This is a genomic window from Caldovatus aquaticus (assembly GCF_019458025.1).
GTDB lineage: Bacteria > Pseudomonadota > Alphaproteobacteria > Acetobacterales > Acetobacteraceae > Caldovatus > Caldovatus aquaticus.
In genome coordinates this window covers 1-24,622 of sequence record NZ_JAHZUY010000054.1, presented here as the reverse complement: position 1 = coordinate 24,622, position 24,622 = coordinate 1, and the positions used below count along the sequence as shown (strand labels likewise).

Annotated in this window: 23 protein-coding genes and 2 pseudogenes; 23 read left to right on the top strand and 2 right to left on the bottom strand. The window is 73.4% G+C overall.

The annotated features are described in order from the left end of the window. Positions 1-172: 172 nt before the first annotated feature. The 5 genes from K1J50_RS15175 to K1J50_RS15155 are packed head-to-tail and all read left to right on the top strand — an operon-like array spanning position 173 to position 5,636. Positions 173-859 carry a hypothetical protein gene (locus tag K1J50_RS15175; RefSeq protein ID WP_220118605.1) on the top strand — a complete coding sequence of 229 codons (687 nt, stop codon included), beginning with the start codon at positions 173-175 and terminating at the stop codon, positions 857-859. Further along, positions 859-1,434, top strand: a complete 576-nt coding sequence (locus K1J50_RS15170; protein ID WP_220118604.1) for a hypothetical protein — start codon at positions 859-861, stop codon at positions 1,432-1,434. The genes K1J50_RS15175 and K1J50_RS15170 overlap by 1 nt, the downstream gene beginning before the upstream one ends. Further along, the gene (locus K1J50_RS15165) at positions 1,431-1,784 is read left to right on the top strand and encodes a DUF6950 family protein (protein ID WP_220118603.1); all 354 of its coding nucleotides are present in this window, start codon (positions 1,431-1,433) and stop codon (positions 1,782-1,784) included. Before K1J50_RS15170 ends, K1J50_RS15165 begins: the two co-directional genes overlap by 4 nt. Continuing rightward, positions 1,784-3,784 carry a phage tail protein gene (locus K1J50_RS15160; RefSeq protein WP_220118602.1) on the top strand — a complete coding sequence of 667 codons (2,001 nt, stop codon included), beginning with the start codon at positions 1,784-1,786 and terminating at the stop codon, positions 3,782-3,784. The genes K1J50_RS15165 and K1J50_RS15160 overlap by 1 nt, the downstream gene beginning before the upstream one ends. Before the next feature lie 13 nt (positions 3,785-3,797). Next, complete coding sequence (locus K1J50_RS15155) at positions 3,798-5,636, top strand: glycoside hydrolase family 55 protein (RefSeq protein WP_220118601.1); 1,839 nt, start codon at positions 3,798-3,800, stop codon at positions 5,634-5,636. A gap of 346 nt (positions 5,637-5,982) precedes the next feature. Here K1J50_RS15155 and K1J50_RS15150 read toward each other — a convergent pair whose 3' ends face one another. Next, complete coding sequence (locus tag K1J50_RS15150; RefSeq protein ID WP_220118600.1) at positions 5,983-8,385, bottom strand: heavy metal translocating P-type ATPase; 2,403 nt, start codon at positions 8,383-8,385, stop codon at positions 5,983-5,985. 540 nt (positions 8,386-8,925) lie between these two features. On the opposite strand from K1J50_RS15150, the gene K1J50_RS15145 reads away from it, so the two are divergent. The 17 genes and pseudogenes from K1J50_RS15145 to K1J50_RS15070 form a co-directional block, all read left to right on the top strand. Beyond that, positions 8,926-9,504, top strand: a complete 579-nt coding sequence (locus K1J50_RS15145) for a cupredoxin domain-containing protein (protein WP_220118599.1) — start codon at positions 8,926-8,928, stop codon at positions 9,502-9,504. A 52-nt stretch (positions 9,505-9,556) separates the two neighbouring features. Next, complete coding sequence (locus K1J50_RS15140) at positions 9,557-11,437, top strand: copper resistance system multicopper oxidase (RefSeq protein ID WP_220118598.1); 1,881 nt, start codon at positions 9,557-9,559, stop codon at positions 11,435-11,437. Positions 11,438-11,451: 14 nt separating this feature from the next. After that, positions 11,452-12,255 (top strand): copper resistance protein B, encoded by an 804-nt coding sequence (locus tag K1J50_RS15135; RefSeq protein WP_220118597.1) that lies wholly within the window; start codon positions 11,452-11,454, stop codon positions 12,253-12,255. Between the two features lie 103 nt (positions 12,256-12,358). Then, the gene (locus K1J50_RS15130) at positions 12,359-12,727 is read left to right on the top strand and encodes a plastocyanin/azurin family copper-binding protein (RefSeq protein ID WP_220118596.1); all 369 of its coding nucleotides are present in this window, start codon (positions 12,359-12,361) and stop codon (positions 12,725-12,727) included. A gap of 121 nt (positions 12,728-12,848) precedes the next feature. After that, positions 12,849-13,220, top strand: coding sequence for a hypothetical protein (locus K1J50_RS15125; RefSeq protein WP_220118595.1), 372 nt, complete (start codon positions 12,849-12,851; stop codon positions 13,218-13,220). Between the two features lie 250 nt (positions 13,221-13,470). Next, positions 13,471-13,830, top strand: coding sequence for a hypothetical protein (locus K1J50_RS15120; protein ID WP_135468473.1), 360 nt, complete (start codon positions 13,471-13,473; stop codon positions 13,828-13,830). After that, positions 13,782-14,609, top strand: a complete 828-nt coding sequence (locus tag K1J50_RS15115) for a response regulator (RefSeq protein WP_135468472.1) — start codon at positions 13,782-13,784, stop codon at positions 14,607-14,609. The genes K1J50_RS15120 and K1J50_RS15115 overlap by 49 nt, the downstream gene beginning before the upstream one ends. Further along, entirely contained in the window at positions 14,600-15,982 is a 1,383-nt protein-coding gene (locus tag K1J50_RS15110) for a sensor histidine kinase (RefSeq protein ID WP_220118594.1), read from the top strand. Before K1J50_RS15115 ends, K1J50_RS15110 begins: the two co-directional genes overlap by 10 nt. Positions 15,983-16,256: 274 nt before the next feature. Continuing rightward, entirely contained in the window at positions 16,257-17,774 is a 1,518-nt protein-coding gene (locus K1J50_RS15105) for a Spy/CpxP family protein refolding chaperone (RefSeq protein WP_220118593.1), read from the top strand. Positions 17,775-17,794: 20 nt separating this feature from the next. Next, the gene (locus tag K1J50_RS15100) at positions 17,795-18,238 is read left to right on the top strand and encodes a DUF411 domain-containing protein (RefSeq protein ID WP_204623652.1); all 444 of its coding nucleotides are present in this window, start codon (positions 17,795-17,797) and stop codon (positions 18,236-18,238) included. Between the two features lie 48 nt (positions 18,239-18,286). Continuing rightward, complete coding sequence (locus tag K1J50_RS19215; protein ID WP_255575326.1) at positions 18,287-18,415, top strand: hypothetical protein; 129 nt, start codon at positions 18,287-18,289, stop codon at positions 18,413-18,415. After that, the gene (locus K1J50_RS15095) at positions 18,415-18,924 is read left to right on the top strand and encodes a c-type cytochrome (RefSeq protein WP_135468469.1); all 510 of its coding nucleotides are present in this window, start codon (positions 18,415-18,417) and stop codon (positions 18,922-18,924) included. The genes K1J50_RS19215 and K1J50_RS15095 overlap by 1 nt, the downstream gene beginning before the upstream one ends. Positions 18,925-18,974: 50 nt before the next feature. Further along, a complete protein-coding gene (locus tag K1J50_RS15090) occupies positions 18,975-19,379 on the top strand; it encodes a hypothetical protein (protein WP_204623650.1) in 405 nt (134 codons plus the stop codon). A 453-nt stretch (positions 19,380-19,832) separates the two neighbouring features. Next, positions 19,833-20,243, top strand: coding sequence for an IS66-like element accessory protein TnpA (gene tnpA, locus K1J50_RS15085; RefSeq protein ID WP_220118592.1), 411 nt, complete (start codon positions 19,833-19,835; stop codon positions 20,241-20,243). Next, positions 20,243-20,593, top strand: a complete 351-nt coding sequence (tnpB, locus tag K1J50_RS15080) for an IS66 family insertion sequence element accessory protein TnpB (protein ID WP_220118591.1) — start codon at positions 20,243-20,245, stop codon at positions 20,591-20,593. The genes tnpA and tnpB overlap by 1 nt, the downstream gene beginning before the upstream one ends. A gap of 64 nt (positions 20,594-20,657) precedes the next feature. Further along, positions 20,658-22,226, top strand: coding sequence for an IS66 family transposase (tnpC, locus tag K1J50_RS15075; protein WP_220118606.1), 1,569 nt, complete (start codon positions 20,658-20,660; stop codon positions 22,224-22,226). 343 nt (positions 22,227-22,569) lie between these two features. Further along, a pseudogene (locus K1J50_RS15070) lies at positions 22,570-22,848 on the top strand (integrase arm-type DNA-binding domain-containing protein); the annotation flags it as partial. A 254-nt stretch (positions 22,849-23,102) separates the two neighbouring features. Here the strand turns inward: K1J50_RS15070 and K1J50_RS15065 are convergent. After that, positions 23,103-24,311, bottom strand: a complete 1,209-nt coding sequence (locus K1J50_RS15065; RefSeq protein ID WP_220118590.1) for an IS256 family transposase — start codon at positions 24,309-24,311, stop codon at positions 23,103-23,105. A 185-nt stretch (positions 24,312-24,496) separates the two neighbouring features. Here K1J50_RS15065 and K1J50_RS15060 point away from each other — a divergent pair. Beyond that, positions 24,497-24,622 (top strand): annotated as a pseudogene (locus tag K1J50_RS15060) (transposase); the annotation flags it as partial.

Here is a 24,622-nt window from a genome sequence, read left to right as displayed (position 1 = left end):
TGTCTCCTGCGGCGCCCGTCATCAACACCTCCATCGCCATCGACGCGCGCGGCGCGGACGCCGGCGTCGAGGCGCGGCTGCGGCTGCTGGCCGGGCAGATCGCCCGCCAGGCCTCGGCCATGACGCTGGATGCCATCCGCCGCGGCGGGGTCGCCTACGAGACGGTGCGGGGATGACCGAATACGCCTGGCCCGAGGCGCTGCGCCCGACGCGGCTGACCTTCTACCTGCAGCACAACACCACCCGCTTCGTCTCGCCGGTCACCCGCGCCACCCAGGTGCTCCGGCGCGAGGGCGCGCGCTGGGTGGCGCAGGCGACCTTCGACCCGCTCGACCGCATCCGCGCCGGCCTGCTCGAAGGGCTGCTCGCCGCGCTGGCCGGCTCGATGAACACGGTCCGCATCTGGGACTGGCGGCGCGAGTTCCGCACCGGCGACCCGCGCAGCCAGGGCGACGTGCCGAGCGGGCCGTTCTCCTACTCCGACGCCACCATCTTCACCGACGGCACCGGCTTCGTGGTCGGCTCCGGCAACCCGGCGCTGGCCGCCGGCGCGCCGCGCGGGGCGCTCTCCATCCAGACCCAGGGCTGGTGGCCGAACGGTATCGCGGTCGGCGCCGGCGACCTGATCGGCCTGGCGGGGCGGCTGCACATCGCCACCGAGACGGTCACCGCCTCCGGCGCCGGGACGGCGACCATCCCCATCGCGCCGCCGCTGCGCGAGGCGCTGCTGATCGACCAGCCGCTGGTGCTGACCAAGCCCACGGTCGCCATGCGTCTGGTCTCCGACGACGAGGCCGCCAACCCGACGCGGCCGGGGCGCTTCACGGCGATCACCATCCGCCTCGAGGAGGCCCTTTGATGTCGGATGTTCACGGCACGCCGCGGCTGTCGCCGCACGCGGCTTCCTCCGCCACCTCGCCGGTCGCCGCCCCCGTCGTGCTGGTCGAGCTCGACTTTGCCTCCGGCGCCTTCCGCGCCTGGACCGGGCTCGGCCAGCTGAACTGGGCGGGGAAGGTGTTCGAGGGCGTCGGCTCGATCGGCGCCGTCGGCGAGGTCGAGGAGACGGTCGAGCTGCGCGCCGTGCGGCTGACGCTCGCGCTGTCACCCGTGCCGCAGGAGGTGGTGGACATCGCGCTGGCCGAGCGCAGCTTCCGGCTCCGTCCGGCTCGTCTCTGGGGCGCGCTGCTCGACGCCGAGGGCGCCTTCGTCGCGGATCCGTTCCCGCTCTGGGCTGGGCTGATGGACACGATGGAGGTGACGGACGGCGCGGAGCCGCGCGTCGCGCTCACCTGCGAGAGCCGTCTCGTCGACCTCGAGCGCGCCGAGGTGCGCCGCTACACCGACGCCGACCAGCAGGCCGAGTATCCGGGCGACCGCTTCTTCGAATTCGTCCCCGCCCTGCAGGAGGCGGAGATCCGGCTGCCGTCGCAGTGACGCGGCGGCCGGACTGGGCCGTGCGGCTGGCAACGCTGCTGTCGGCGGTGGAGACGCGCCCCTTCGACGCCCATCGCTGGAACTGCGGTCGCTTCGCGCTGGCCGCGGTGGAGGCGGTGACGGGAGAGCGGCCGCAGGTTCGCGTCCTGCCCGACTTGGTGGCCACGGCGGACAGCGCCGGCTTTCCGCGCATTGCGCCGCTGCGGGCTCGCATGGGCGACATCGTGCTCGCGCCCAATCCCGACCGCCTCGGCGTGGTGCTCGACGCCGGCCGCGTCGCCTTCGTCGGGCCGCGTGGCCTGCTCCGCGCACCGATCACCCTCTGCACCATCGCTTGGAGGATCGGCTGATGCCTGCCGCCGTTCCCCTCATTGCCGTCGTCGCCGGCGGAATCGCCTCCGCTGCCGTGGGCGGCGGCATCATCGGCGCGATCGTCGGCGCCGGCGCCGCCTTCGTGGTCTCCACCATCGGCGCCTCCGTCTTCCCGGCCAAGCGGCCGACCGCGCCGACGTCCTCGGCCGCGCTCCGCCCCGGCGATGACCCCACCGCGCCCGGCGCCGGCCGCACACAGTCCTTCCGCCAGCCGATCACCGAGCACCAGATCGTTTTCGGCCGCTGCAAAGTCGGAGGACCGATCGTCTTCATCCACTCGGCCACCGACGACGCCGGCCGCGCCGATGGCTGGTTCTACGCCGTCGTGGTGCTGGCCGCGCACCGCGTCCGCGCCATCGGCGAGGTCTGGCTCGGCGACACGCTGGCCACCGACCCGAAGTTCGCCGGCCTGGTGCGCATCGACCGCCACCTCGGCGATCCCGACCAGGCCGCGAACGCCAACCTGATCGCCGAGACCGGCGGGAAGTGGACCGCGGAGCACCGCGGCCGCGGCCGCGCCCATGTCGCCGTCCGGCTCAAGATCACCGCCGAGGCCTTCCCCGCCGGCCCGCCCAACATCGCCGCCCTCGTCGAGGGCGCGGACACGATCCTCGACCCACGCACCGGCGCGACGGGCTGGTCGGACAACCCGGCGCTCTGCCTCGCCTGGTACCTGACCGCGCCCTTCGGCTGGAAGGCGTCCTGGGACGACATCGACATCCCGGCCCTGATCGCCGCGGCGAACATCTGCGACGAGCTGATCGGCACCCGCGCCGGCGTCACCGAGCGGCGCTACACGGTGAACGGCCGCGTCTCGCTCGGCGAGGGCAAGATCGCCATCACCCGCAAGCTGGTCGCTGCCATGGCGGGCGCGCTCGTCGTCTCGGGCGGGCGGTTCTTCATCCACGCCGGCGGGCCGGCGCTGCCGGCGGCGACGCTCACCTCGGACGACCTGCGCGGCGACGTCACCATCCAGGGCAGCCGGCCGCGGCGGGACCTCTTCAACGGGGTGCGGGCGGTCTACGTCGACCCGGCGAAGAACTGGCAGCCGACTGACGCGCCGCCGCTGCTGGCGAGCAACTACGTCGCCGAGGATGGCGGCGAGCAGATCTACCGCGACATGGAGTTCCCGCTGACCACCTCGGTCGCGACGGTGCAGCGGCTGATGAAGGCCGAGCTGGAGCGCGTCCGCCGCCAGCGCGAGGTGGCCTTCCCGGCCAACCTCTCGGCGCTGCGGCTGCGGCCCTGGGACGGGGTGACGGTCGCCCTCGACCGGGTCGGGCCGTTCCCGGCGCGGGTCACGGGATGGCGCCTCTCGCCGGATGGCGGCGTGGACCTCACCCTCTCCGAGGAGGACCCGGCCGTGTGGGACTGGAACCCGGCGGTGGACGAGCGCGCCGCCGGCGACAGCCCCGCCGTCGTGCTGCCGAACCCCGGCGTCATCGCTGCCCCGGCCTCGATCGCGGTGGACACGCCCACGGGAGCCGCCTTCGCCGCGCTCGGCGTGTCCTGGTCGGCGGTCGGCAGCGCCTACCTGGCCGGCTACGAGCTCGAGTTCCGCCCCGCCTCCGTCGCCACCTGGCAGGGCTACGGCGGCGCCCTGGGCGCGACCGCGGCCTCGATCCCCACAGGGGAGCCGACCGCCTTCCGGGTGCGCGCGGTGGCGCGCAGCGGGGCGGTGTCGGGCTGGCGGGAGGCGGCCATCCCCGGCGCCGTCACCGCGCCCGCCGTCCTCGGCATCAGCGGCGGCGTGCGTCTGTCCGGCGGCTTCCCGGCCGACGCCGTGCGGCTGCAGGTCTTCGAAGCCAGCAGCAACAGCCTCACCGCCGCTGTGAAGCTGCCCACGGAGCCGACCGCACTGCCCTGGGACCGCACCGGCCTCACCGCCGGCCAGACCCGCTGGTACTGGCTCCGCGCCGTCTCCGCCGAGGGCAACGTCTCGGCCCTCGCCGGGCCCGTCACCGCCACCGCGCTCTGATCGGAGGCAGCCCATGGCCGCCCGCATCGACGACCTGATGGTCCTCGGCCAGAACATCTCCAAGACCGACCTGGCGAAGTACCTCCGCGACCGCGAGGCGGTGCTACCGCGCGACTTCGGCGGCCTCGGCGACGGCGCGGCGAACGACCGCGCCGCCACCCAGGCCTGCTTCGACCGCGCCGCGGCAGACGGAAAGTTCGCCGTCATCCCGCCCGGCACCTGGAACGTCGACGCCGGGGTGACGCTCGGCGGCGGCGCCCGCGGGCTGATCATGCAGGGGGTGATTCAGTACACCGGCGCCGCCAACGCGCCGGCGACCGTGCTGACGCTCGGCGACGGCGGCACCACCCGCAACGGCGAGAAGCTCTACCTCAACCTCCAGGTCACGCGGCAGATCCAGTCCGACTGGCTGAACGAGGCCGACATCGGCATCCTCGCCCGCAACCTCGACTCCTCGACCCTCGACCTCCGCCTGGTCTCGGGCTTCACGATCGGGTTGCGCACGCTGGGCGACAGGCGGGGCTTCGAGGACACCACGCTGATCCTCGGGCGGATCCTCAACAACCGCTACGGCCTCGACGCGCACTGCGCCACCGCCACGGCCTGGAACACCTCGATCCGCTACTACGGTGGCCACTTCGCCTGTGCGACCGGGATCAACCCGACGATCGACCGCTTCGGGATCCGCTTCTCCCGCGGCGCTCCGGACGCCTACAACAACCACAACCGGCACGTCTTCGACGCGCCGAACTTCGAGCTGCGCCAGCTCGACCCGAACGTCGCCATCCCCTTCCTGAACGAGACCAATGGCAGCGCCATCATCGGCCGGGCGCTGCGCATGGAGGCCTGCTCGCCCATCGTCGCCCGCCACACCGGGGCGGCGCAGGACTGCGAGTACGAGGTGGCCTGGGCCAACACCTACCAGGTCGGCATCGAGTACACCCCGACCGCCACCCGCTGCGGCAACGCGGTCTACAACCGCCACCGCGCCCCGGCCTCGCGCCACCTCCGCCTGCTCGGCAATGTGCCGAACCTGCGCGCCGCCGCCTTCCGGCACAGCGCCGCCGAGATCGGCGTCGAGGGCCTGGCGACGGTCGCCACCTCGACCACCGCCGCCACCACCCTGGCCGGCCTGTCCTTCAACGGCCTGGACGGCATCACGCCGACCGGCCGCGGGCTGCTGCTGGAGGCGCAGCGTGGGCTCGCCTTCGTGGTGGACTGCTCCCAGGCGAAGGAGTTCGCACTCGCCCACTGGCTGGTCGCCGGCGCCGACGGCGGGCGGCTCTTCGTGCGCTGCTTCGACGCGGCGATGGCCGTGCGCGAGGACCTCGCCGGCGACGTCCTCGCCTCGCTCACCACGATGCAGTGGAACGCCCCCGCCAAGGCCTGGACCGGCGGCGCGGTGATGGCCGACGCCTCCCTGAACCGGCGCATGACGGTGCGGCTCGGGCCCGCGGTCGCCTTTGCCCAGATCGGCATCGTCGGCTTCGATGGGCAGATCGAACTCGAGGCGCTGCGCCTGTATGGCCTGCCGGAGCACGCCCCGGCGCTCCTCTGCGGCACGCCCGCCCTGCCGGTGGGCCAGCGGGAGTTCGTCGCGGAGACCAGCTGGGACCTGCCCTCGCTCGCGCCGGGTGCAACCAGCCTGCTCGACGTCACGATCACCGGCTGCCGGCAGGGCGACCTGGCACAGGCGGCGCTCGCCTCCTCCACGCGCTTCGTCGAGCTCGACGCCACGGCCTGGACCACCAACACGGTCCGGGTGATGGCCAGGAACATCTCGCCCTCCGCCACCTTCGACCTCGGCCCGGCCACGCTCTCCGTCGCGGTGACGAAGCGGCGACTTCCGTAGCAGACCAATCATGGTGCGCTTGACGTTCCCACACGGGAAGGGGGCAGGCTGGCGCTGCTGGTGCGGTCGAAGGTCGGAAGCATGTCACGCCGCCACGGCGGTCGGCTGGAGGATCAGATCCTGACCGCTCTCGGGAGTGCTCTGGTCGACGGCCGCCTGGACGTCGCCGATCATCTGCTGCGGGCCCTCGAGGCCCTCGCGCCCAGCTTGGCCCCGGGATCACCCCTGGCCGAAGCCTATCTTGCGATCGGCGAGCCGTCCTCACCCGCCGGGCGGTCGGCGCCCGTCCCAGGCCCCGCAGGACCGGAGGCGTATGCGCCGGCGACTCGCCCGCGTCGCGCTCACGTCACCCGATGCGCGCGGCCCTCAGCCGGAGGGCGTTCCCGACCACGCTGACCGAGGACAGCGCCATCGCGGCGGCGGCGATCACCGGCGAGAGCAGGATGCCGAAGACTGGGTAGAGCACGCCGGCGGCGATGGGCACGCCGGCGGCGTTGTAGGCGAAGGCGAAGAACAGGTTCTGGCGGATGTTGCGCATCACCGCGCGCGACAGCCGCCGCGCCCGCACGATGCCCATCAGGTCGCCGCGGAGCAGCGTCACGCCCGCGCTCTCGATCGCGACGTCGGTGCCGGTGCCCATGGCGATGCCGACGTCGGCCGCGGCCAGCGCCGGGGCGTCGTTGACGCCGTCGCCGGCCATCGCCACGCGGCGGCCCTCGGCCTTCAGGCGCTCCACGATCCGCTGCTTGTCCTCGGGCAGCACCTCGGCGATCACCTCGGCGATGCCGAGCCGCCGCGCCACCGCCTCGGCGGTGGTGCGGTTGTCGCCGGTCAGCATCACCACCCGCACGCCCTCCGCGGCGAGGGCCGCGAGCGCCGCCGGCGTCGTCTCCTTCACCGGGTCGGCGACGGCGACGATCCCGGCCGCGCGCCCGTCCACGGCGACGAAGAACACCGTCGCGCCGTCGCCGCGCAGCCGCTCCGCCTCGGCCGCGAGCGGCGCGGCGTCCACCCCGGCCTCCTCCATCAGCCGGGCGTTGCCGACCGCGACGCGCCGGCCCTCGACGGTGCCGGTCACGCCGCGCCCGGCGGGGGCGTCGAAGTCCGCGACGGCGGGAAGCGCGAGGCCGCGCCGCTCCGCCGCGCGCACCACCGCCTCGGCGAGCGGGTGCTGGCTCGGCTTCTCCAGGCCGGCGGCCAGGCGCAGCACCTCGTCCTCGGCGAAGCCGGCGGCGGGGACGACGGCGACCACCTCCGGCCGGCCGACGGTGAGCGTGCCGGTCTTGTCCACCACCAGGGTGTCGATCCGCTCCAGCCGCTCCAGCGCCTCCGCGTTCTTGATGAGGATGCCCGCCTGCGCGCCGCGGCCGATGCCCACCATGATGGACATCGGCGTGGCGAGGCCGAGCGCGCAGGGGCAGGCGATGATCAGCACCGTCACCGCCACGACGATGGCGTAGGCGGCGCGCGGCTCGGGGCCCCAGACCGCCCAGGCCACGGCGGCGACCGCCGCGGTCGCCACCACCGCCGGCACGAACCAGGCGCTCACCTCGTCGGCGAGCCGCTGGATCGGCGCGCGCGAGCGCTGCGCCTGCGCCACCATGCGCACGATCTGCGCCAGCACCGTGTCCTGGCCGACCCGGTCGGCGCGCATCACGAACGTGCCCTGGCCGTTCAGCGTGCCGCCGATCACCCGCGCGCCCGGCCCCTTCGGCACCGGCACCGGCTCGCCGGTCACCATGCTCTCGTCCACGTTGCTCGCGCCCTCCAGCACCTCGCCGTCGAGCGGCACCTTGTCGCCGGGGCGCACGCGCAGCCGGTCGCCGACCCGCACCGCGGCGAGCGGCACCTCCTCCTCCGTCCCGTCGGGACGGATCCGCCGCGCCATGGCCGGCGCCAGGTCGAGCAGCGCGCGGATCGCGCTCCCGGTGCGCTCGCGCGCGCGCAGCTCCAGCACCTGGCCGAGCAGGACCAGGACGACGATCACCGCCGCCGCCTCGAAATAGACCGCGACCGCGCCGTCCGGGCCGCGGAAGGCGGGGGGGAAGACGCCGGGCGCAAGCGTCGCGACCGTGCTGAACAGCCAGGCGATGCCGACGCCCATGGCGATCAGCGTGAACATGTTGAGGCGGCGGTTCACCACGGACCGCCAGCCGCGGACCAGGAGGGGCCAGCCGGCCCAGAGCACGACCGGGGTTCCGAACAGGAACTGCAGCCAGTTGCCGACGCGCGGCCCGCCGACGAGGTGCACCAGCCCCGTCAGGTGCCCGCCCATCTCCAGCGCGAGCACGGGCAGGGTGAGCACGAGTCCGATCCAGAAGCGGCGGGTGAAGTCCGCCAGTTCCGGGTTCGGCGCCTGGCCCGGCGCCGCCACCTCCGGCTCCAGCGCCATGCCGCAGATCGGGCAGTTGCCGGGGCCGACCTGCCGCACCTGCGGGTGCATGGGGCACGTGTAGATCATGCCAGGTGCCACCGGTTCGGCGCGCGGTTTCGGCGCGTCCGGCCCGCCGAGGTAGCGGGCCGGGTCGGCCACGAACCTGGCGCGGCAGCCCGCCGAGCAGAAGTGGAACGCCTGCCCGGCGTGCTCGGCGTGGTGCGGCGTCGCGCGTGGGTCCACCTTCATCCCACAGACCGGATCGGTGGCCTCGGCGCCGCCGGGGGCTGTGTGCCCTTGGCGCTCGGCGGCCGAGGCATCTCCCGCTGCGAGGAGATGGCCCTGGGCGGGATGACCGTCGGGGTGGTGCTGCATCGCGGCCTTCCTCCGGCACCCGTCCGCCGGCTCGGGACGGGGCCTTCCGGAGGGGAAAGGTGGGGCCGGCACGGGAGAGGACAACCCGGCGCCCGCGCGGGCGCCCGTCGCGCCGGGCTGCGAGGCGCGCGTCCCCCGCCCTGCGCCGCGGCAGGCGCGGCCGCCGCACCCCCCGTCCGGGCGCCTGAAGCGGGGCATGAGCGGTCGCCTCCGCGGCCGCGCGTTCGCGTCGCGAAGGGCTCCGCCTTGCGGAACGATCGGCCCCCGGGCCGGCGCGACCGGGCGTCCGCAACAAAACGATGCGTCACGGCCCCGCCCCGGCGACGCGGTTCACCCCTATAGTCCTCGGCGCTCGGGGACCTGCGCCGCATGCAGCCTGCGATCCCGGCCGACGGGTCAGCCGCCGACCGGGATGGGGCCGCCCTCGCGCCGACGGCAGGGGAGCACAGCCTCGCGCGCCGGTGACCGGGCACGGGGCGGCCCATGCGTCCAGGCGAGCCACGAGCCGCTGTCAGGGGAAGGGAAAGGGTACCGGGATACATGATAGCATGGAAACGCCTGCGCCTTGCGGCCGTCCTCGGCCTGACGGTCGGCGTGCTCGGCGGCGGCGCGGCGACGGCCGATTCCGCCTACCGCGCGTTCGGCGACCGCGGCCGCCCGCAGGACGCGCGACGGACGATCACCGTCGTCATGCGTGACAATTCGTTCGAGCCGCAGACCATCCGAGTGCGTGCTGGCGAGACGGTGCGCTTCGTGGTGCGGAACGAGGGCGCGCTGCTGCACGAGTTCAACCTCGGCACCCGCGAGATGCACCGGCGGCACCAGCGCGAGATGCAGACGATGTTCGAGCACGGCATGATGACCGCGACGAGCATCGGCCCGGTGCCGGCGCAAGGCGGCTCCCACGCCGGCGGCCCTCACGCCGGCGGGCACCAGGTGGGGCACGGGCAGCACATGGCGCAGATGCACCACAACGACCCGAACAGCCTCCTGCTGGAGCCCGGCCAGAGCGGCGAGCTGGTTTGGAAGTTCACCCGCGCGGTGGAACTGGAGTTCGCCTGCAACATCCCCGGCCACTACGAATCCGGGATGGTCGGTCGGGTGGCGTTCGTGCGCTGAGGAGCGGCCGGGCACTCAGGGCGGTGCCCCCCCCGAAGGAGATGAGTTCAGGATGAGCAAGGTCCGCTTGAGCCGTCGCGCCGCACTTGGCGCCAGCCTCGCCGCCGTCGCCCTCCCGCATGCGCCGGGCGCGCTGGCGCAGCCGCGGATCGGACGCGCCGCGCCGCGCGAGTTCCACCTCGTGCTCGAGCACGCCACCATGAACGTCACGGGGCGGCCGCGCCCCGCGATGACCGTCAACCGGCAGATCCCGGCGCCCGTCCTGCGCTTCCGCGAGGGCGAGGAGGTGATCATCAACGTCACCAACCGGCTGCGGGAGGAGGCCTCGATCCACTGGCACGGACTGATCCTGCCGAGCGGCCAGGACGGCGTGCCGGGCATCAGCGACGGCTTCCAGGGCATCGCGCCCGGGACCACGCACCAGTACCGCTTCCCGCTGATCCAGTCCGGCACCTACTGGTACCACAGCCACTCCGGCCTGCAGGAGCAGGCCGGCATCTACGGCCCGCTCGTCATCGATCCCGTCCGGCCGGACCCGTTCGGCTACGACCGCGACTACGTGATCATGCTGTCGGACTGGACCGACGAGGACCCGCGGCGCGTCCTCGCCAACCTCAAGCGCGATCCGGGCTACTACAACTACAACAAGCGCACGCTTGCGAGCCTGCTCGGCGAGCTGGCCGCCGCCCCCGACGGCGCCGCGCGCGCGGCGATCATCGCCGACCGGCTCATGTGGGGCGCGATGCGGATGGACCCGACCGACATCGAGGACGTCTCCGGCTACACCTACCTCGTGAACGGCCGCCCGCCGCAGGCGAACTTCACCGCCCTCTACCGGCCCGGCGAGACGGTGCGCCTGCGCTTCATCAACGCCTCGGCGATGAGCCACTTCGACGTCCGCATCCCCGGCCTCGAGATGACGGTGGTGCAGGCGCACGGCAACAACGTCCGGCCCGTGACGGTGGACGAGTTCCGCATCGCGACCGCCGAGACCTACGACGTGCTGGTGCGCCCGCGCGACGGGCGGCAGTACGCGATCCTCGCCGAGTCCATGGGCCGCCAGGGCTTCGCCAGCGCGAGCCTGGCGACGCAGGAGGGGCTGCCGATGCTGCCGCTGCCGCCGCACCGGCCGCGCCCCGTCCTGACCATGGCCGACATGGGCGGGCCGTACGGCCCGACCGGCCTCGACCGGGGCACGCCGCTGCCCGAGACCGACCGGCCGGGCCAGGTCGCGCCGCCGATGGGCATGGACCATGCGGGCATGCCGGGGATGTCGCACGGCGCCGCCCCGCCGGCCGCGCTCGGCACGGGCCACGCGCCCGTGGCGGCGATGGACCACTCCGCCATGGGTCACGCTGCGATGGGCCACGCGGCCATGGGTCACGGCACGCCGCCGGCTCCGGACCGAGCGGCGATGGACCACTTCGCCATGGGCCACGGCGGCATGGCTGCGCGCGATCCCTTCACGAACGACACCGGCGCGCCGCCGGGCACGCGGGTGCTGTCCTACCGCGACCTGCGCGCGCTCTCGAGCCCCTACCCGGCGCGCGCGCCGGACCGGGTGATCGAGGTCCGCCTGACCGGCAACATGGAGCGCTACATTTGGTCCATCAACGGCAACCGCTTCAGCGAGGCGCAGCCGATCGTCCTCCGCTACGGCGAGCGCGTGCGGCTGCGCCTCATCAACGAAACCATGATGAACCACCCGATGCACCTGCACGGCATGTGGATGATCCCGCAGGTCGGCAACGGCGCGGAGAACCCGCTGCTGCACGTGGTGAACATCAAACCAGGGACGACTCTCGACGTGGATGTGGAGGCCGACGCCGAGGGCGGCTGGGCCTTCCACTGCCACCTGCTCTACCACATGGAGACGGGCATGATGCGCAAGGTCGAGGTCCGGCGGCCGGCGCGGACGGCGTCGGCGCGATGACGGAGCCGGGGAGAATGCGGCGCGTCGCCGAGGCGGCCATGGCCCTTTCGTTCGCCATGGTCGTGGTGCCGCCGGTCCTGGCCGGAGAGGCCGCGGCCCAGCAGGCCGCACCGCCGGCGGCCGCGGCGGAGCCGCACGGAGGCCCGCCCTCGCCGGCGGGGCACGAGCTGTTCTTCGGCGCGGTGCTCGTGGACCAGGCGGAGGTGCGCAGCAACGGCCGCGGCCAGGGCATCTACGCCTTCCGGGGGCTCGGCTCCTACGGGACCGACTACGACAGGATCCAGCTCAACCTCCGCGCCGAATCCAACGAGGCCGCGCGGAGCCTCGAGCGGGCGGAACTGCAGGTCCTCTACTCGCGCCTGGTCGCCTACTTCTGGGACCTGCAGCTCGGCGTGCGCCACGATGTCCGGATCGCGCCGCGCGGCGGCACCCCGGGGCGCACCTACGGCGTGGTCGGCCTCCAGGGCCTCGCCCCGGGGTTCTTCCACGTCAACCTGCAGGCCTTCCTCGGCGACCGGGGCGTGCCCCTGATCCGCGCGGAAGCCGCGTACGACCTGCTCATCACCAACCGCCTCGTGCTGCAGCCGGAGGCGGAGCTGAATTTCGCGATGGGGCGGGACGAGGCCGCGCTGATCGCGCCGGGTCTCTACCGCATGGAGGCCGGGCTGCGCCTGCGTTACGAGATCACGCGCGAGGTGGCCCCCTATGTCGGCATCTCCTACGAGCGCGCCGTCGGGGGCGCGGCGGGCCTGGCCCGCCGCCTCGGCGAGAAGCCCGAGGCGACGGCCGTGGTCGCTGGCGTCCGCCTGTTCTTCTGACCCGGAGAGGATCGAAACCGTGCGTCGTGCCCTGCTCGCTGCCGCCGTCGCGTTCGGCATAGTCGCGTCCCCCGTCCTGGCGGAGCCGGCGACTGTGGTGCGCATGCTAAACAGAGGGCCGGCTCCGGGCGACAGCTTCGCCTTCGACCCGGCGCTGATCCGGATACCGGTGGGCGGCACGGTGCGGTTCGAGCCCACCACGCCGGGCCACAACGCGGTGCCGATCCCGGCCCTGTGGCCGGAGGGCGGCCCGGTGCTGAACGTCCCCTACGGCCAGGCGGCCTCGGTGACATTCGACCGCGCCGGGGTGTATGGCGTCCAGTGCACGCCTCACGTCGGGCTCGGCATGGTTGCGCTGATCGTGGTGGGCGACGCCGACCCGGCGCCCGTCGCGCAGCGGATCGCCGCCATCCCTGGCCTGCCGCCGCGCGCGAAGGCCAGGCTGACCGCCCTTGCGAACGGTGGCGCATGAGGCGAGCGACCGGATGGGCGCTGCGCGGAGCCGCGCGTTCCCGCGATGCGGGTCGAGCCAAGCGGAGTCGCGGCCCCGAAACAGGCAGCACACAGTCTCGGAATTCGAAAGGGAGAACACTATGCGCAAGTACCTGATCCTCGCCGCCACGGTCCCGGCGTTCGCGGCGTGTAGCGCCGCCGGCCCGAACCTGTCGGACCACGGCACCGCACCGGGTGGCGCCTTCGGGAGCGCCCCCGCGCATATCGACCAGGCAAGCGGCAGCGGCCCCGAGATCCACCGGCCGGCACCGATCCCTGGCACGGGCGTTGTGACCGGCGCCACCGGCTTCATCGGCGAAGGTGCCGGTGGTCCCACCGTCCTCCATCAGGGGGCCGGCCGAGGCAACTATGGCTCACCCGCAGGAGGCAAGATCACGGGCACCACAGGCGGCGGCGAGGTCGAGGTGGAGCACGGGCACGTGGCAACGGAAGGGCGTCAGCGGCCGCGCTGAAACACGCAGCGGAGGCGCGTCGACATCCGCTGAGACGGATTCCGCGAGCTCCTGATGGCTCCACCGCCCCGCCATTCAGCTCCGCCGTCGTTCGGTGATCCGGATGCAGGCCACGCGCCGGCCGGGGCGGGACTCGCAAGGTGACGGTCGGGCGTGACCTGAACCGGCAAGGACCCGGCGGTCCGATCGCCCCGTCGCCCCGCGCCCTTTCCGACGACGGCGCCAACCGTCTGTTGGTAGAGAAGGAAGCATGACCATGATCGCGTCGAAGTTGCTCGCCCTGGGGATACTGTCCCTCCTGAGCATCGCCGCTTGCGCGCCGCAGCAACAGGCGCCGCCCGCCGTGGCCGCTCCGGCCGCGGAGATGTCGCTCGGGAGTGCGCCATCCCGCAGCGCGTCGGCGCAGGCCGCCCCCTTGCAGGGCGCCCCCGCCAGCGGCATGCAGGGCCACGACATGTCGAGCATGGACATGCGGAGCATGATGGCCCACTGCGCCGATCTCCGCGGCCAGGTGCGCGGGGGCGCGGCCATGACCCCTGACCTGCGGCGGATGCTCGCGCAATGCGACGAGATGGACCGGGCGCACGGCACCGCCCCGCCGCGGCGCTGAACCCCTGCGACCCTGGCGGGACCGGCGGTCCCGGGCCGGGCGGCGACCTCCGGCCCGTCCTGTCCGGCGAGGGCCGGCACATCCTGGTCGTCGAGGACGACGCGGAGCTCCGCGCCCTCTTGCTCTCGTCGCTGCGCCGCAGCGGCTTCCGCGCGAGCGGCGCGGCCGACGGCGCGGAAATGCGCGAGGTGCTCGCCGGCGCGCCGGTGGACCTCGTGCTGCTCGACGTGATGCTGCCCGGGGACTCCGGCTTCGCGCTGTGCCGCGAGATCCGCGCGCGCGGGCGCCTGCCGGTGATCCTGCTCACGGCCTTGGCCGCCTCGTCCGACCGGGTGCTGGGCCTTGAGCTCGGCGCCGACGACTACGTCGTGAAGCCCGCCGACCCGCGCGAGCTCGTGGCGCGGATCCGCGCCGTGCTGCGCCGCGCCGAGGCCGCCGGGCCCGCCCCGGGCGGGGCGCGGCACGTCGCGCGCTTCGCCGGCTGGACCCTCGACACCCGCAGCCGCGAGCTCCTCTCGCCCGAGGGGGTCGTCGTGGACCTCACGAGCGGCGAGTACGACCTGCTGCTCGCCTTCGTCGAGCGGGCGCAGCGCGTGCTGAGCCGCGAGCAGCTCCTCGACCTCGCCCGCAACCGCCCCTTCGGCGGGCTGGAGCGCTCGATCGATGCGCAGGTGAGCCGGCTGCGCCGCAAGATCGAGCCGCCCGAGGCCGCGACGCCGCTGATCCGGACCGTGCGCGGCGTCGGCTACCTCCTCTCGGCGCCGGTCGAATGGCGCTGATCCGCCGCCTGCCCTGGCCATCGAGCCTGGCGGGACGCACGACGCTGCTGCTGCTCGCGGCGCTCGGCGCCTTCCATGCGCTCTCGGTCGGTCTGCACCAGCGCGTGCTGGACACCGCCGTCGTCCGCACGCGCGATGCGGCACTCGCCGAGCGCATCGTGGCGATCCGCCAGGCGCTCGCCGCGCAGCCGCCGGAACGCCGCGAGGCGGAGGCGCACGCCCTGTCGGCGACGACCATCGAGGTGCACTGGGACACCGCGCCGGTCGTGCGCCCCGCCTCGCCCGCCGCCGCGGGCGAGGGAAGCGCCGCCCACCCCGAGGGACTCGAGGCGGAGCTGCGCCGCGCGCTCGCTCTCGCCGACCCTGCGGCGCTCCGCCTTGCCTTCGAGGGCCTGCCGCCGGGGCAGGGCGGCCAGGGCGGCCACGTCGCGCTGGTCTCGGTCGCGCTGCCGGACGGCACCTGGCTCAACCTGCGCGCGGTGCGGTTCCCGGTGCCCGGCGGGCACGAGGGCATGCGGTTCTGGCCCTCGCTCTCGATCATGGCGCTCGGGATCGTGGTCGTCTCGGTCTTCGTGGTGCGCGGCCTGACGGCGCCGCTGCGCAGCCTCGCCGCGGCGGCGGACGCGATGGACCCGAACGGCGGCGGCGCGGAGGTGCCCGAGGACGGGCCGGACGAGGTGCGCCACACCGCGGCCGCCTTCAACCGCATGCGCGCGCGCATCCGGCGCATGTTCGAGGAGCAGAGACGGGCTCTTGCCGCGATGAGCCACGACCTCATGTCACCCATCGCGCGGCTCAGGTACCGCGTGGACGCGCTGGAGGACGCAGAGCTCCGCCGCCGGTTCGGGCGCGACCTCGACGAGATGGAGGCGATGGCGCGTGGCGTGCTCGACCTCCTGCGCGGGGAGACCGAGGCGGAGGCGCCGCGCCGCTTCGACCTCGCGGCGACGCTGCGCACGATCTGCGACGACCTTGCCGACCGCGGCGCGGACGTCGCCTACGACGGGCCGGACCGGCTCGCCATCGAGGGACGCCACCTTGCACTGAAGCGCGCCTTCGCCAACCTGGTCGAGAACGCCGTGCGACACGGCGGCGGATCGGCGGTGCGGGTCGCGCTCCGGCCGGCGGGAGTGGACCGGCGCCTCGCCGTGGAGATCGCGGATGAAGGGCCGGGAATCCCGGCGGCGGAGCTGGATCGCGTCTGCGAGCCCTTCTACCGGGTGGACAAGGCTCGGGGGCGGGAGACGGGCGGAAGCGGCCTCGGCCTTGCGGTGGCCAAGGCGGCCGTCGAGCGGCACGGCGGCAGGCTGGCGCTGCGGAACCGCCCGGGCGGCGGCCTCGCCGTACTGGTCACACTGCCCACGGACGCCTGAACTCCATGTTTCCGTCCATCACCTGATCGGCTCCGCCGGCGGCGCTCCGTTCGCGGGCGGGGCAAGAAGATCTGCATCGTTTTGTGCCAGAGGCGCCAAGCGTACCGGCAATTGATCCTGCGCAAGGCCGCTCCGGTCTATGGCTGCTCGGATCGAGCGGTCAGATGATCGAGTACTTGGAGGACGCCGACATGCAGACGCACAGTCGGTCCGGGACACGCCGACTGCGGACGCCGCAAGGCGGCGCTCCTACGTAACGGACTGGGAGGACCACATGGTCTCGGTCGTGAGCCTCGGCACGGGCCGCACCGTGGCCGCCATCCGGGTCGGCGCCGCTCCGCACGGGTTGCGGCTGCGGCCGGACGAGCGCGAGGCCTGGGTGGCGAACGTGGGGAGCGGGAGCGTCTCGGTGGTGGACCTCGGACGCGGCGCGGAGACCGCACCAATCCCGGTCGGGCCGGCCCCGGTGCAGGTCGGCTTCACACCGGACAGCGTGCGGGCCTTCGTGTCGCTGCGCGACGCCGACGCGGTGGCGGAGGTCGACGTTGATGCGCGGCGCGTCGTGCGGCGGATCCCGGTTGGCCGCGGCCCGATCCAGGTGCACGTGACGCCGGACGGGCGGTTGCTCTACGTCGCCAACGAGGGAACGCGGGAGGACCCGGGCTGCACGGCGTCCGTGACCGACATCGCCGCCGGCGCGGTGGCGACGACGGTCGAGACCGGGCAGGGCGCGCACGGCGTCGTCGTCGCGGCGGACGGGACCCGCGCCTACGTCACGAACATCCACGAGGACACGGTCGCGGAGAACGGCGTCGCGACGCAGCGCGTGCGCGGCGCTTCGCGGTCGGGCGCGGCCCCAACGGCGTCACCTGGCGCCCGGTGGGCTAACGAGCGGAGGAGAAGGACGATGCACAAGACGACGATGCTGAGCACCTCGGCGATGGGGACGCTGCTGCTGCTGGCCCTCCCGGCGGCGGCGCAGCAGGACCACGACGCGCACCACCCGGGCGGCGGCGCCGCGGCGCAGTCCGCGCCGCCCGCCGCGCAGCCTCCTTCCGGCGTCGGCCCGCGCGGCGGCCCTGCTGGTCCGGCCGCGCCCGGATCCGGCCCCGGCGCCGGTCCGATGGGCGGCAGGGGCATGATGATGGGCCCCAGTGGCGGCATGGCGGGCGAGCCGGGCATGAGACCCGGGATGATGGGCATGTCCGATGAGGGCGTACGCCGGCGCATGATGATGATCCACCACCGCGCCGCGGACGGCCCGCCGATGAACGTCATCATCAACATCGGTCCCGGCATCCGGGTGGAGGCCGAGGAGGGCGACGACGGGCGCGGCGGCCGCCAGGGTAGGGGGATGGTTCCTCCCGGGGGCGCGGGCATGATGGGACCGGGGATGATGGGCATGATGATGGGGCCGCGGGGCGGCGCCATGGGCCCGGACGCCCTCCGGCACTTCGAGCGCATCGAAGCGCACCTCGCCTATGTCCGCGCCGCGCTCCGCGTCACCGACGCACAGATGCCGCAGTGGGACGCCTTCGCCGAGGCGGCCCGGGCCGCCGCGGGCGAGCTCCGGCAGGCCTACGCGCAGGCGGTGCAGGCGGCGGCCCAGCCCGCGTCGGCGCCGACGCAGCTCGAGCGGCGGGCGGCGCTGCTGTCGGCGCAGCTCGAGGCGACGCGCGCGGTCGCGGCGGCCGCGGCGCCGCTCTACGCGGCGCTGTCCGACGAGCAGAGGCGCACCGCCGACGAGCTGCTGGCAGAGCACCTGCGCGGCATGCGGATGCGCGGGCTGTGAGCGGCGCCGGCGCGAGGGCTGTGACCCGGCGGGGGGCCCTGCTCCTCGCTGTGGCGGTGGCGACGGGGACGGCGGCGCAGGCCGCCCCGGGCATCCGGGTGGAGGTTTGGCAGGACCCGAACTGCGGCTGCTGCGGGGGCTGGGTGCGGCACATGCGCGGCGCCGGCTTCGAGGTCGTCGCGCACGACACCGCGGAGCTGGACGCGGTGAAGCGAGCGAACGGCGTCCCCGAGGCGCTGTGGTCGTGCCACACAGCCCTGGTCGAGGGCTACGTCGTCGAGGGACACGTGCCGGTCGGCGCGCTAGCCCGGCTGCTCGCGGAGCGTCCAGACATCCGCGGTATCTCGCTGCCCGGCATGCCGCTCGGCTCGCCGGGCATGAACGGGCCGAAGACCGAGCCCTTCATCATCTACACGCTGCCGCGGGACCCGGCGGCGGAGCCCGCTGTCTATGCGGTCGAGTAGCCGCCGGGCCGGAGCCCGCCCTCGGCCGATCGAGGAAGGGCCCGACGCATGATGCACGACATGATGGGCGGCGGCGCGATCATGTGGGGCATGGGGCTGCTCTGGCTCCTGCTCCTCGTCCTGCTCGTCCTCGGGATCGCCGCCTTCATCAAGTATCTGTTCGGCGGATCGCAGTGATGGCGCGGCCGTGGCGGCGGCGGCGCTCCGCACTTCTGGCCGCTGCGATCCTCGTCGTGGCGGCAGCGGTCGCGGGCGCCGGTGCGCTGCTGCCGGGACAGATTCTGCTGGGCGCGGCGCGGCCCGCGATCGACGCGAGCGACCCCGCGCAGGTCGCGCTCGGCCGGCGGATCTATGCCGAATACTGCGCATCCTGTCATGGCGCCAATCTGGAAGGCCAGCCAGACTGGTGGTCCCGCCGCCTGGACGGCCGGCTGCCCGCGCCGCCGCACGACGCCTCGGGGCACACCTGGCACCACCCAGACGGCGTCCTCTTCCGGATCGTCAAGCACGGCCCGGCTGCCATCGTCGGCGAGGGCTACGAGAGCGACATGCCGGGCTTCGAAGGGGTGCTCTCGGACGCGGAGATCCGCGCCGCCCTCGCGTTCATCAAGAGTACCTGGCCGGCGCGCGAGCGGGAATTCCAGGAGCGCCAGAGCCGCTTCGAGCGCGGCGAGGCGGCGCGGTGAGCCCCCGGTCCGGTGCGAGGCGCCGCGTCCTCGATGCGCCCGAGGCGAACGTGGCGGTGTTCGCTTTCCTGCTGAACTACCCCTGGGAGTTCCTGCAGGTGCCGCTGTTCCGCGGCATGGCCGAGGCGCCGCACTGGGAAGCCGTGAAGTTCTGCACTGGCGCCACCCTCGGCGATGCGGTCATCGCGGTGGTGGCCTTCTGGGGCGTCACCGCTGCTTGCGGGAACCGTCGTTGGATCCTCCGCCCGAGCGCCGTGCAGGTCGCGGGATTCACCGCCACCGGTCTCGCAATCACGTTGGTGCTCGAGTGGCTGGCGACTGGCCCACTCGGGCGGTGGGCGTACGCGGAGGCCATGCCCATCGTCCCGCTGCTCGGGGTCGGCCTCTCGCCGGTGCTGCAGTGGATCCTGCTGCCGCCGCTCGTGGCGTGGCTCGTCCGGCGGCAGATGACTTGACCGGAAGCCACGCCGCAGTCGCAGGGCTGGTCCGGCGCCGGCGCGCCCTCAGCGTTTCAGCGGTGCGCTAGCGTGCGCTGGCCCGCTTTGGGTGCTGCTGCTGGAGAGGCGCGGCTACGGGCAACGTCCCCTTGGCGCGGGCCCGACGCAGGCCCGCTGCGAGAATCTTCCCGACCTCCTCGATGCGCTGCCGGGCCGTCAGCCGATCAGGATCGGGGCCGATGGTATAGCGTGCGCTGTCCAACCTGAGCCTCCCACCAGAACGGCCCGACAGAGGCGTGGACAGACACCGAAGTCCAGATTTCCTGACGGCCGCTGCGTCCTGTGTAAGCGTCATCCCTCGGCTGCCTTGCGGCGCGGAGCGGTGATCGGCTGACCTGCCTGGCTGCTGGGCGGGGCGGTGATCCGTTGGCGCGCTCAAGCCTAGGGGTAAGGGCGGTGCCGGACGGTCGCATGGGCGAGGTGATAAGCGTGGTGGCGCGGCGTCGGCGCTGGACGGTGGAGCAGAAGCTGGCGCTGGTGGAGGAGGTGTCGCGGCCGGGCGCGTCGGTGGCGGCTGTGGCGGATCGGCATGGGATGAGCCGGAGCCTGCTGTTCGAATGGCGGCGCCAGGTGCGCGAGGGGACGATGCCGGGCGTGGTGCGCGCCGAGACGGCTCCGGCGCTGGTGCCGGTCCGCATCGTGGAGGACGCACCGCCGAAGGAGGCGCCGCGCCCGCCGCCGTCGTCGCGCGGGTCGGCCGAGCGCGCGGGCAAGTCGGCGGCGACGGTCGAAGTGGTGCTGCCGAACGGCCGTGTGCTGCGTGTCTCCGAGACGATCGCGCCGGAGGTGCTGGGTCGGCTGGCGGCGGTGCTGGACGGCTGATGCTGGCACTGCATGCCGGGATGCGCGTGCACCTCGCGCTGGGCGCGACGGACATGCGCAAGGGTTTCGACGGTCTGGCGGCGCAGGTGCAGACCGCGTTGAAGGCCGATCCGTTCTCCGGCCACCTGTTCCTGTTCCGCGGCAAGCGAGGCGATCTGCTGAAGGCGTTGTGGTGGGACGGCCAGGGCCTGGTGCTGCTGGCCAAGCGGCTGGAGAAGGGCAGGTTCATCTGGCCGACGATCGCGCGCGAGGGCGTGGTGACGCTGACGACGGCGCAGTTGGCGATGCTGCTGGAGGGGCTGGACTGGCGCACGCCGACGCCGAGCTGGAAGCCCGAGATCGCGGTGTAGCCTCTTGCGCCGACGCGGCGGCGTCTGAGACGATTCGGGCGTGACGCCGCACCCCGACAGCGCGCTGCCGAATGATCCCGCTTCCCTGGCGGCGGTGATCGCGGCGCTGCAGGGCGAGTTGGCTGAGGAGCGCGCGGCCCGTCGCGCGGCGGAGCTCGGCCTGCAGGCCAAGACGCTCGAGGCGGAGCGGCTGCGGGTGCAGATTGCGCGGCTGCGGCAGGAGCGGTTCGGGCGATCGTCGGAGCGCCTGGCGGGCGAGGTCGAGCAGTTGGAACTGCGGCTCGACGAGGTGCTGGCTGACATCGCTGCCGCGGGCGGCGCGGACGACGCCGAGGACGACACCGCCAGCGCCAAGGCGCCGGAGGAGAAGGCTCGGCGCCGCGGCCGCAAGCCGCTGCCGGAGGGACTGCCGCGGCGCGATATCGAGCACCTGCCCGCCGCGGGCTGCACCTGCTCGGCCTGCGGCGGCGCGCTGCGCAAGGTCGGCGAGGACGTGACGGAGATCCTCGAATACCGTCCGGGCCGGTTCGAGGTGGTGCGCCACGTCCGTCCGGCATTCTCCTGCCGGGCCTGCGAGGCGATGACGCAGGCGCCGATGCCCTCGCTGCCGATCGAGCGCGGCAGGCCGGGCCCAGGGCTGCTGGCGCATGTGCTGGTCTCGAAATACTGCGACCACCTCCCGCTCTATCGCCAGAGCGAGATCTACGCCCGTGACGGGCTGGACCTGCCGCGCGGGCTGCTGGCGGGCTGGGTCGGCAGATCGGCTCATCTGGTGGAGCCGATGGCGGCGTTCATCGGCCGCCATGCCCTGGCCGGGGCGCGGGTGCATGCCGACGACACGCCGATGCCGATGCTCGCGCCCGGGCGCGGCAGCACGCAGGCGGCAAGGGTCTGGGCCTATCTGCGCGACGACCGGCCGTTTGGCGGGTGCGACCCGCCCGCGGTGTTCTACGAGTTCACGCCGGACCGGAAGGGCGAGCACCCGCAACGACGCCTGCGTGACTTCCAGGGCATCCTGCAGGCCGATGCCTATGCCGGGTTCAACGCCCTCTACGAGCGTGGCCGAGTGGTCGAGGCGGGATGCTGGACGCATGCACGTCGCTACTTCCACGACGAGTTGCTGGCGAACGGCAGCCCGCTCGCGCGCGAAGCCATCGAGCGCATGCAGCCGCTGTTCGCCATCGAGGCGGAGATCCACGGCCAGCCGCCGGAGGCGCGCCTCGCCGCCCGCCAGGCCCGCTCGGCGCCGCTCATGGCCGACCTGCACACCTGGCTGGAGGCGACGCTACGTCGCATCTCCGGCAAGTCGGACCTGGCCAAGGCGATCCGCTACACGCTGGCGCAGTGGGGTGCGCTGACGACGGTGCTGCGCGACGGCCGCGCCTGCCTGCACAACAACGCCGCCGAGCGGCGGATGCGCCCGCTGGCACTGGGGCGGAAGAACTACCTGTTCGCCGGGTCGCTCGAGGGCGGCAGGCGCGCGGCGATCATCTACACCCTCGTCGGCACCGCGGAGATGAATGGCTGGGATCCGCAGGCTTATCTGCGCGCTCTCCTCGATCGCATCGCCGCCCACCCGATCAACCGCATCGCCGAACTCGCCCCGTGGAACCTCCGGCCCGATACCACCTGACCTCGACAACACCCCACCACCGCAGCCGTCAGTGCACGCTTACCGTCCTGTCGCAGCTCGCATCGTATCCATCGGGACAAGAGAGACGGGCCTGACCGCCGATTTCCCAGAGAGTGTCCCCTCCCGGTTCCGCCCGCCACGCCACCCTTCCGCAGAAAATCGCCGTTTTCCCAGGGGCCGCAAGGTTCAACAGATGCCCTTGGGTCCCCCCGAGTTGCCTCCGTGTGGTAGCCCAGTGGTAGCCGGGACCATGCGGATCACCAAGCGCACCTGCGACGACCTCGCCCGCCAGGCAAACGGCAGAAGGACCGTCCATTGAGACGATCGGCTTCCCGGCTTCGGGGTCCGCTACAACGGCCCCGGCCGCCTCGCCTTCGTCCTGAGGTACCGGGTGCGTGGTAGCCCGAAGCGGCTCTGGGCTACCGTCGGCGACTGGCCCGCCACGAAACCGGAGGCGGCCCGCGAGGCGGCGCAGGAGATCCGCGCCGCCGCGGCGCTCGGCCGCGATCTCGTGGAGGAGCGCCGGGCCGCCCTGCGCGCCTTCGTCGAGACCGCTCGACAGCAGGTCCCGGTGGCCCGGCTCCTCGACCAGTGGCGCGCCGAGACCGAGCGCCAGGCGTAGGCCAGGAAGGCCCGCGGGGAGGGCGCCCGCTATGAGCGCGAGTTGCCGCTCGTGGAGCGCAACCGCTTCCGCCCGGCACTCAGGGGCCTGTCGGCCGCGGATGTCGACGGAGAGCGCCTCCAGGCGCTGATCGCGGTGCAGACCAGCCTCTCGACGGCCCGCAACCTCCGCAACCTGCTGGCCCGCTTCACCCGCTTCGCGGTCACGTCCGTCAACGTGGTGGAAATTGTTGATGGGCTTGAGGTGGTCACGGTTCAGGCGGCCTTGGGTGGAAGTTGCAGGGTTTCGTTGGCGAGCGGTGGGCCGAGCATCTCGCCCATGGCCTCGACGCCCATGTGGCGGTGCCGGAGTTGCCACTCGTCATTGGCCTCGAGCAGCACGGCGCCGATCGGGCGGATGATGGAGGCCTCGGAGGGAAAGATGCCGACGACATCGGGGCGGCGCTTGACCTCCTTGTTCAATCGTTCGAGCGGGTTCGTCGAATGCAGCTTGGTCCGGTGCTGGGCCGGGAACGCCATGTAGGCGAGCACGTCGTCCTCGCTGTCGTCCATGAGCTTGCCGAGCCTGGGCCAGCGGGGGCGGAGCTGGTCGGCGACGTGGCGCCAGGTCTGCCGGGCGCCCGCCTGGCCGGGCTGGAGGAAGGCCTGGCGCAGCGCGGCGGCGGCCATGGACTGCTGGGCCTTGCCGACATGGGCGAGCGCGTTGCGCATCCGGTGCACGCGGCAGCGCTGCCACGTCGCCCCAAGCACACGGACAATCGCGGCCTTCAGCCCTTCATGGGCATCGGAGACGACCAGCTTCACGCCGGCCAGGCCGCGCTTGACCGGGCTCTTGAGGAAGGTGGCCCAGAAGGTCTCGGCCTCGGAGGGGCCGATGTGCAGGCCGACGATCTCGCGCCGCCCCTCGGCGTCGCAGGCGACAGCGATTATGGCAGCGACCGAGACGATGCGCCCGCCCTCGCGCTGGCGGAGATAGGTGGCGTCGAGCCAGAGATGGGGCCACTCGCCGGAGAGCGGGCGGTCGAGGAAGGCGCCGACGCGCTCGTCGATGTCCTTGCAGAGCCTGGCGACGGTGGACTTCGAGATGCCGGTCAGGCCCATGGCCGGCACCAGGTCGTCGACGCGGCGCGTCGAGACGCCGCCGATCCAGGCTTCCTGGATGACGGCCGCCAGGGCCTTCTCCGAGGTCTTCCTGGGCTCCAGGAAGGGCGGGAAGTAGCTGCCCTGTCGCAGCTTCGGAATGCGCAGCTGCATCTGCCCCAGCCGCGTATCCAGCGAGCGGTCGCGGAAGCCGTTGCGGTAGTTCAGCCGCTCGCCGGTGCGCTCGTGCCGCCCGGCGCCGATCAGACCTTCCACATCGGCCTCCATGAGCATCTGCAGCACGGCCTCGGCGACGCTGCGCAGGAAATCGCCGTCTCCGGCTTTCGCCAGAAGTTCGGCCAGTGGCAGTCTGTCCTCGGTCATCGGATCCCCGGGCGGTTGGCAGTGGGCGTGTCGCAACGCCACCCTAGCCGTCCGAACCGATGACCGCCCCAAGCCCGGCCCCGCGGCCGGGATCGGCCCCGCCGGATCGGCTACGCCGACCGCCAGGCCCAATCCCACCCGCAACACTCAGCGAATTTCCACCACATCCGCGGACGCTAACCGGCTGGCCGCTGCGAGAGATCGCCAACGCCATCTTCTACGTGCTGCGGGCGGGCTGCACCTGGCGCCTGCTGCCCGACAGCTTCCTGCCCTGGCGCACGGTCTATCGCTGGTTCGTCCGCTGGTTCGTC